Source organism: Streptomyces sp. LS1784, assembly GCF_020103755.1.
Classification (GTDB): domain Bacteria; phylum Actinomycetota; class Actinomycetes; order Streptomycetales; family Streptomycetaceae; genus Kitasatospora.
Window position 1 is genome coordinate 1 of sequence record NZ_JAHSQD010000519.1, and the last position, 5,975, is coordinate 5,975.

General features: G+C 73.4%; 6 protein-coding genes. 1 reads left to right on the forward strand and 5 read right to left on the reverse strand.

The window, feature by feature from the left end; translation table 11 throughout:
- Positions 1–41: 41 nt before the first annotated feature.
- From KS423_RS36465 to ureA, 4 genes are all read right to left on the reverse strand, one after another.
- Entirely contained in the window at positions 42–641 is a 600-nt protein-coding gene (locus tag KS423_RS36465; RefSeq protein ID WP_224284032.1) for a TetR/AcrR family transcriptional regulator, read from the reverse strand.
- A 92-nt stretch (positions 642–733) separates the two neighbouring features.
- Entirely contained in the window at positions 734–1,783 is a 1,050-nt protein-coding gene (locus KS423_RS36470) for an agmatine/peptidylarginine deiminase (protein WP_224284033.1), read from the reverse strand.
- 16 nt (positions 1,784–1,799) lie between these two features.
- Positions 1,800–3,521, reverse strand: a complete 1,722-nt coding sequence (locus tag KS423_RS36475; protein WP_224284034.1) for an urease subunit alpha — start codon at positions 3,519–3,521, stop codon at positions 1,800–1,802.
- Positions 3,522–3,618: 97 nt separating this feature from the next.
- Entirely contained in the window at positions 3,619–4,329 is a 711-nt protein-coding gene (ureA, locus tag KS423_RS36480; RefSeq protein ID WP_224284035.1) for an urease subunit gamma, read from the reverse strand.
- Positions 4,330–5,009: 680 nt separating this feature from the next.
- Between ureA and KS423_RS36485 the strand changes: the two genes are divergently transcribed.
- Positions 5,010–5,396, forward strand: a complete 387-nt coding sequence (locus KS423_RS36485) for an ATP-binding protein (protein ID WP_224284036.1) — start codon at positions 5,010–5,012, stop codon at positions 5,394–5,396.
- A 397-nt stretch (positions 5,397–5,793) separates the two neighbouring features.
- On the opposite strand, the gene KS423_RS48640 is transcribed toward KS423_RS36485, so the two are convergent.
- On the reverse strand, positions 5,794–5,949 hold the full coding sequence (locus KS423_RS48640) for a pentapeptide repeat-containing protein (RefSeq protein ID WP_374120092.1): 156 nt from the start codon (positions 5,947–5,949) through the stop codon (positions 5,794–5,796).
- Positions 5,950–5,975: the final 26 nt, after the last annotated feature.

A 5,975-nucleotide genomic window follows, 5' to 3' on the forward strand; every position in this document is an offset into this window, starting at 1 on the left:
CGGGCCCACGGCAGGCCCCGCCGCAGTGGCCGCGGGTGGGTTCAGGTGCGCAGGAGGGTGCCGGTGACGGCGACGGCCTGGGCGAGGGCGGCGGGGCGGTGGGCGTCCGGGAGTCCGATGGCGATGGGGACGGCGAGGCCGTCGAGCAGGGCGCGGATCTGCACCGCGCGGTCGGCGGCCGGGCCGGGGGTGAAGTGGCCGGCGGCGGCGCCCTCCTCGATGAGGGCGACCAGGTCGGCCTGCCAGGGGGCCTCGATCTCCTGCTGGCCCCGGCGGATCTCGGCGCTCGCGGGGGAGCGGCCCCACACCTCGACCCAGAGGATCCAGCGCGGATCGCCCGCCCCCTCCGGCAGGTAGAGGCGCAGGTAGGCGTCGAGGCGCTGCCAGGGGTCGAGGGCGCGGTCGGCGAGGGCCTCGCGGCGGCGGGCGCCGAGCTGGTCCTCGCTCCAGCGGAGGGTTTCCAGCAGTAGCTGGTCCTTGCTGCCGAAGTAGTAGAGCAGGTGCCCGGCGCTCATCTGGAGCTGCTTGCCGAGCCCGGCCATGGTGAGTTTGGCGAGCCCGTGTTCGGCGATCGCGGCCCGGGCGGTGGCGAAGACCTCCTCGCGGGGGCGCGCCGGCCGGCGCGGGCGGGGGTCGGCCATGTGCGGATCTCCTCGGTGGAACGGAGCTCAGAAGGCTACCGAAGCGGGGTGGGAGAACGGCCCACTCCCGCTTCGGTAGCCGTAGCAGCAGGTCAGAGTGCCTTCGGCTGCTGCTGGGTGATGCAGTGGATGCCGCCGCCGTTGGCGAAGATCTCGCGGGCGTCCACGAGTTCGACGGTGCGGCCCGGGTAGGCCTCGGCGAGGATGGCGGCGGCCTCCTGGTCGCGCGGGTCGTCGAAGGCGCACAGGACGACCGCGCCGTTGGCCACGTAGTGGTTGATGTAGGAGTAGTCGACCGGCTCGCCGTCCTCGTCCAGCAGGACGGTGGGGGCGGGCAGTTCGATGACCTCCAGCGGTCGGCCCTGGGCGTCGGTCGAGGCGCGCAGCACGGCGACCAGCTCCCGGCAGACCTCGTGGTCCGGGTGCGAGGGGTCGGGCTGGACGTGGGCGACCACGACGCCCGGGCGCACGAAGGAGGCGACGATGTCGATGTGCCCGCGGGTGCCGAACTCGTCGTAGTCGCGGGTGAGTCCGCGCGGCAGCCAGATCGCCTTGGTGGTGCCGAGGAAGGCGTGCAGCTCGGCCTCGACCTCCTCCTTGGTCCAGTCCGCGTTGCGGCCCTCGCCGAGCTGGACGGTCTCGGTGACCAGCACCGTGCCCTCGCCGTCGACGTGGATGCCGCCGCCCTCGTTGATCAGCCGGGAGGCGAAGCGCTGCACCTCCGTCAGTTCGCTGATGTGCTCGGCGATGTGCTGGTCCTTGTCCCAGCGGGCCCAGGACTGCGCGCCCCAGCCGTTGAAGATCCAGTCGGCGGCGGCCAGCGAGCCCTTGCCGTCGATCAGGAAGGACGGGCCGATGTCGCGCATCCACGCGTCGTTCAGCGGGCGTTCGACGATCTCGACCCGCTCGGAGACGTACTTGCGCGCCTGCGCCGTCTCACCGGTGTTGACGATCAGCGTCACCGGCTCGTACCCGACGATGGTGTCGGCGACGGCGGCCCAGGCCTGGCGGGCGGCGTGCAGCTGCTCGGGGCCGTCGAAGGTGGGGTTGGTGGTGGGGAAGGCCATCCAGGTGCGGTCGTGCGGGTGCCACTCGGCGGGCATCCGGTAGCCGAGCGAGGCGGGCGTGGGAGTGGTCATCATCGAGTCCCTAGGAGAATCAGAGGAAGTAGAGGCGGCTGAGCGAGACGCTGTCCGCGGGTTCGGAGCGCAGGGGCGAGCCGTCCAGTGAGACCAGCCCGGTCTCGGTGACCTCGACGTGGCCGACGCGGGCGTTGCGCACCATGTCGCGCGGCCCGATGCCGCGGGTGCCCCGTACGCCGACCCGGCGACGGCGGGTGGGCAGCCCGTCGGCGGCCCGGTCGAGGTAGGCGCCGTCGGCGGCCGCCCGGGCGACGAAGGCCACCGAGATGTCGGCGGCGGTCGCGCCGTGGGCGCCGAACTGCGGCCCCAGGACGAGCGGTTCGCAGCGGTCGGTGGAGGCGTTGGGGTCGCCGACCACGCCGTAGGCGGGGAAGCCGGCTTTGAGGACCAGCTGCGGCTTGGCGCCGAAGTGGTCCGGGCGCCACAGCACGATGTCGGCGAGCTTGCCGACCTCGATCGAGCCGACCTCGTGGGAGAGGCCGTGCGCGATGGCCGGGTTGACGGTGAGCTTGGCGATGTAGCGCAGCACGCGCTCGTTGTCGTCGCCGCCGTCCGTCGTCCCGTACGAGCCGGTGCCGTCGAGCGGGCCGAGTTCGGCCTTCATCTTCCCGGCCATGGCGAAGGTGCGGCGCACCGTCTCGCCGGCCCGGCCCATGCCCTGGGCGTCGGAGGAGGTGATGCCGATGACTCCGAGGTCGTGCAGCACGTCCTCGGCGCCCATCGTGCCGGCCCGGATGCGGTCGCGGGCCATCGCGGCGTCGCCGGGCAGGTCGACCTTGAGGTCGTGCGCGGAGACGATCATGCCGAAGTGCTCGCCGAGCGCGTCCCGGCCGAACGGCAGGGTGGGGTTGGTGGAGGAGCCGATGACGTTCGGCACGCCCGCCATCTTCAGCACGTTGGGGACGTGTCCGCCGCCGCAGCCCTCGATGTGGAAGGCGTGGATGGTGCGGCCGTCGAGGACGCGCAGGGTGTCCTCGACGGAGAGGCACTCGTTCAGGCCGTCGGTGTGCAGGGCGACCTGGACGTCGTACTCCTCGGCGACCCGCAGTGCGGTGTCCAGTGCGCGGGTGTGCGCGCCCATGTCCTCGTGCACCTTGAAGCCGGACGCGCCGCCCTCGGCCAGCGCCTCGATCAGCGGGGCCTCGTCGGAGGACGAGCCGCGGCCCAGGAAACCGATGTTGACGGGCCAGGCGTCGAACGCGTTGAAGGCGTGCCGCAGCGCCCAGGGCGAGTTGACGCCGACGCCCCAGACCGGGCCGAACTCCTGGCCGATGATCGTGGTGACGCCGGAGGCGAGCGAGGCTTCCATGATCCGCGGCGAGAGCAGGTGGACATGGGTGTCGATGGCGCCGGCGGTGGCGATCAGGCCCTCGCCGGAGACGATCGTGGTGCCGGTGCCGACGACCACGTCGACGCCGTCCAGGGTGTCCGGGTTGCCGGCCCGCCCGATCGAGGCGATCCGGCCGCCGATCAGCCCGATCGAGGTCTTGCGGACGCCCTGGATCGCGTCGATCACCAGCACGTTGCTGATCACCACGTCGCAGGTGTCCCGGACGGCGGCGGGCTTGAGGTGCAGGCCGTCGCGGGCGGTCTTGCCGAAGCCGGCCAGGAACTCGTCGCCGGGCGCCTGGGAGTCGGACTCCACGCGGACGATCAGTCCGCTGTCGCCGAGCCGGACCCGGTCCCCGGCGCGCGGGCCGTGCACGGAGATGTAGTCGTGGGGGGTGATCGCCGTCATGCTCCCGCCTCGCTTCGCTCGGCCGACCACGCCGGTGCGGCCGCTCTGTTCGATTGCTCTCCGCCGGCCTTCGGCCGGGGGTGACCCCGTCGCTCGCTCATGAGGGCACCTCCGCGTCGTCGAAGCCGGTCAGGTAGCCGGTCGCGCGGGCCTTCGCCAAGGCGGCCTCCTTCGCGCCGGGAGCGTCCAGCGGGCCGTCCACGAGCCCCGCGAAGCCGATCGCGACCCGCTCGCCGCCGATCGGCACCAGGCCGACCTCGACGGTGGTGCCCGGGTCGAAGCGCACCGAGGAGCCGGCCGGGACGGCCAGGTGGGTGCCGTAGGCGGCGGCACGGTCGAAGGCCAGGCGCGGATTGGCCTCGAAGAAGTGGAAGTGCGAGGTGACCGAGATCGGCACCCCGGCGGTGTTGTGGACCGGGAGCAGCAGCGTCTCCTCGATCGGGTCGTAGCCGGCGCCGTCGCCGATCAGCACGCCGCCGGGGGCCTCGTCGCCGAGCGAGCCGGCGCCCTTGAACGGGTCGTTGACGACGGCGAGGCGGGTGCCGTCCTCGAAGACGGCCTCGACCTGGATGACGGTGACCACGTCCGGCACGCCGGGCAGCACGTCGTCGGCGGTCAGCACGGAGCGGCCGGCCTCGATGGCCTCGGCCAGGCGCAGGCCGTCGCGGGCGGCCTCGCAGACGGTGTCCGCGATCAGGGCGGTGGCCTCGGGGATGTTGAGGCGCACGCCCCGGGCGCGGCGGGCGCGGGCCAGCTCGGCTGCTGTGAAGATCAGCAGCCGGTCCCGCTCGGTGGGGGTCAGTCGCACGGTTCCTCGCTCGCGGTCGCCGGGGAGGGGGTCGGCTCGGGGCCGTGAGGCCTCAGGGCTCGGCAGGGGCTGTCGGGGCGATGTTAGAACGTCGTTCAAACACCTCGGGTCATTGAACCCGCACCGGGCCGCCCTGTCCAGCGTTGCCGCTCCGCGGGCGTTCGGCTTGCTGGGTGGGGGAGGGGGGTGAGGGGCGGGTGCGGGGCCGGGTGGGGAGAGGTGGCCCGTGAGCGGACGTCCGGCCCCGGCGCGCGGCGGGAGCGGGGCAGGGGGCGTGTGGTCGGGTGCGCGGTCCGTACGGGCGCCGGGTGTGCGCGGGATCGGGGTGCGGCGTCTTCGAAAACGGCCTCTGCGCTTCGCAAACCTGTCCGGCGCGGGCAGTTGGATCACGCGGACCACCCCGTGCCCCTTTCACCCCACGTGATCGGACGCACACTGTTGCAAACGCCGTCAACTGGGCATGAGGATGAGTGGTCAGAACGAGGGGGCCACCCGGCCGGCGGGGGATCCGGGGGCGGGGGGCCCGGATTCCAGGGCGGGGGCATGTGTTGATGGACGGTCAGTCGCGATTCCCGCGGCAGCGGACGAGTTCCGGCGACGCCTACCGGTCAGGGCCGGTCCAGGCGCCGGTCGGCGGCACCGGGACGACCCTGCCGGGCGCACCGGCTCCGGGTTGTGCCGTGCACCGGCGGTTGCACGTCGCGCTCGACCCGGCGGACCTGGTCGGGGTGGGTGCGGTCCGGCAGCGGCTGCGTTCGGCGCTGAGCCACTGGGGGGTGCCGGAGCTGTCCGACACCGCCGAGCTGCTCTCCTCCGAGCTGGTCACCAACGCACTGCTGCACACGGGCAACGGCGCGGTGTTCGACGCGGTGCTCGGCTCGGACCACCGGCTGCGCATCGAGGTGCAGGACGGCGCCGGCAGACTGCCCGGCCGCCGGCGCGATCCGGAGGCCGAGTACGCGACCTCGGGGCGCGGCCTGCTGCTGGTGGAGGCGCTCGCGGACTCCTGGGGCGTGCAGCTGCGCGGCGACGGCAAGGTCACCTGGTTCGAACTCGCCCTGCCCTGAGCCCGGGGCCGGTACCGGGGCCGGCGGCGTCCCGATCCCTACCGGGCCCGATCCCTACCGGGCCCGATCCCTACCGGGCCCGGCCCTGCCGGGCCGCAGGATGGTTCGCCGTCGATTGATTCGCCGTCGAAGGAAGCCCTGAACAGAAGGCGGAACGGAAGATTTCCGGCCCGTTACCATTGCCGCTCGGCCGAACATTGGCCAGGATGGTGGGAATGTGTGTCCACGTGCGGGGAGCAGCGGGGAGACCGAACCTCGACTGGCCACCGCCCGTCGCACCGTCCTATCCAGCACGACCGATCACACCGCCACGCGGCCCGTCCGGACGGTCGGCGCGGTCCGCCACGGCAGCGGCAGGAGCAGCATGCCCACTGAGCCCGAGTCGTCGGGGTCGGCGCTACCTCCCGGCGCGGCGCCCGGCGTCGAGCCGCGAACCGTAGAGCCGCGAACCGTGGAGCCGAGGACGGTGGAAGCGCGCACCGCCAAGCCGAGAGCCGTCGAGCCGCGCGTCGCCGAGCAGTCGGGCGCCCTGGAGTCGCGCACCCCCGGGCAGCCCGTCGCCGGCCCCGCCACCGCCGG

What these genes read in the sequence shown, in the direction of transcription:
- KS423_RS36465 (WP_224284032.1), bottom strand. Translation starts at nt 641, where the DNA reads ATGGCCGACCCCCGCCCGCGCCGGCCGGCGCGCCCCCGCGAGGAGGTC.
- KS423_RS36470 (WP_224284033.1), bottom strand. Translation starts at nt 1,783, where the DNA reads ATGATGACCACTCCCACGCCCGCCTCGCTCGGCTACCGGATGCCCGCC.
- KS423_RS36475 (WP_224284034.1), bottom strand. Translation starts at nt 3,521, where the DNA reads ATGACGGCGATCACCCCCCACGACTACATCTCCGTGCACGGCCCGCGC.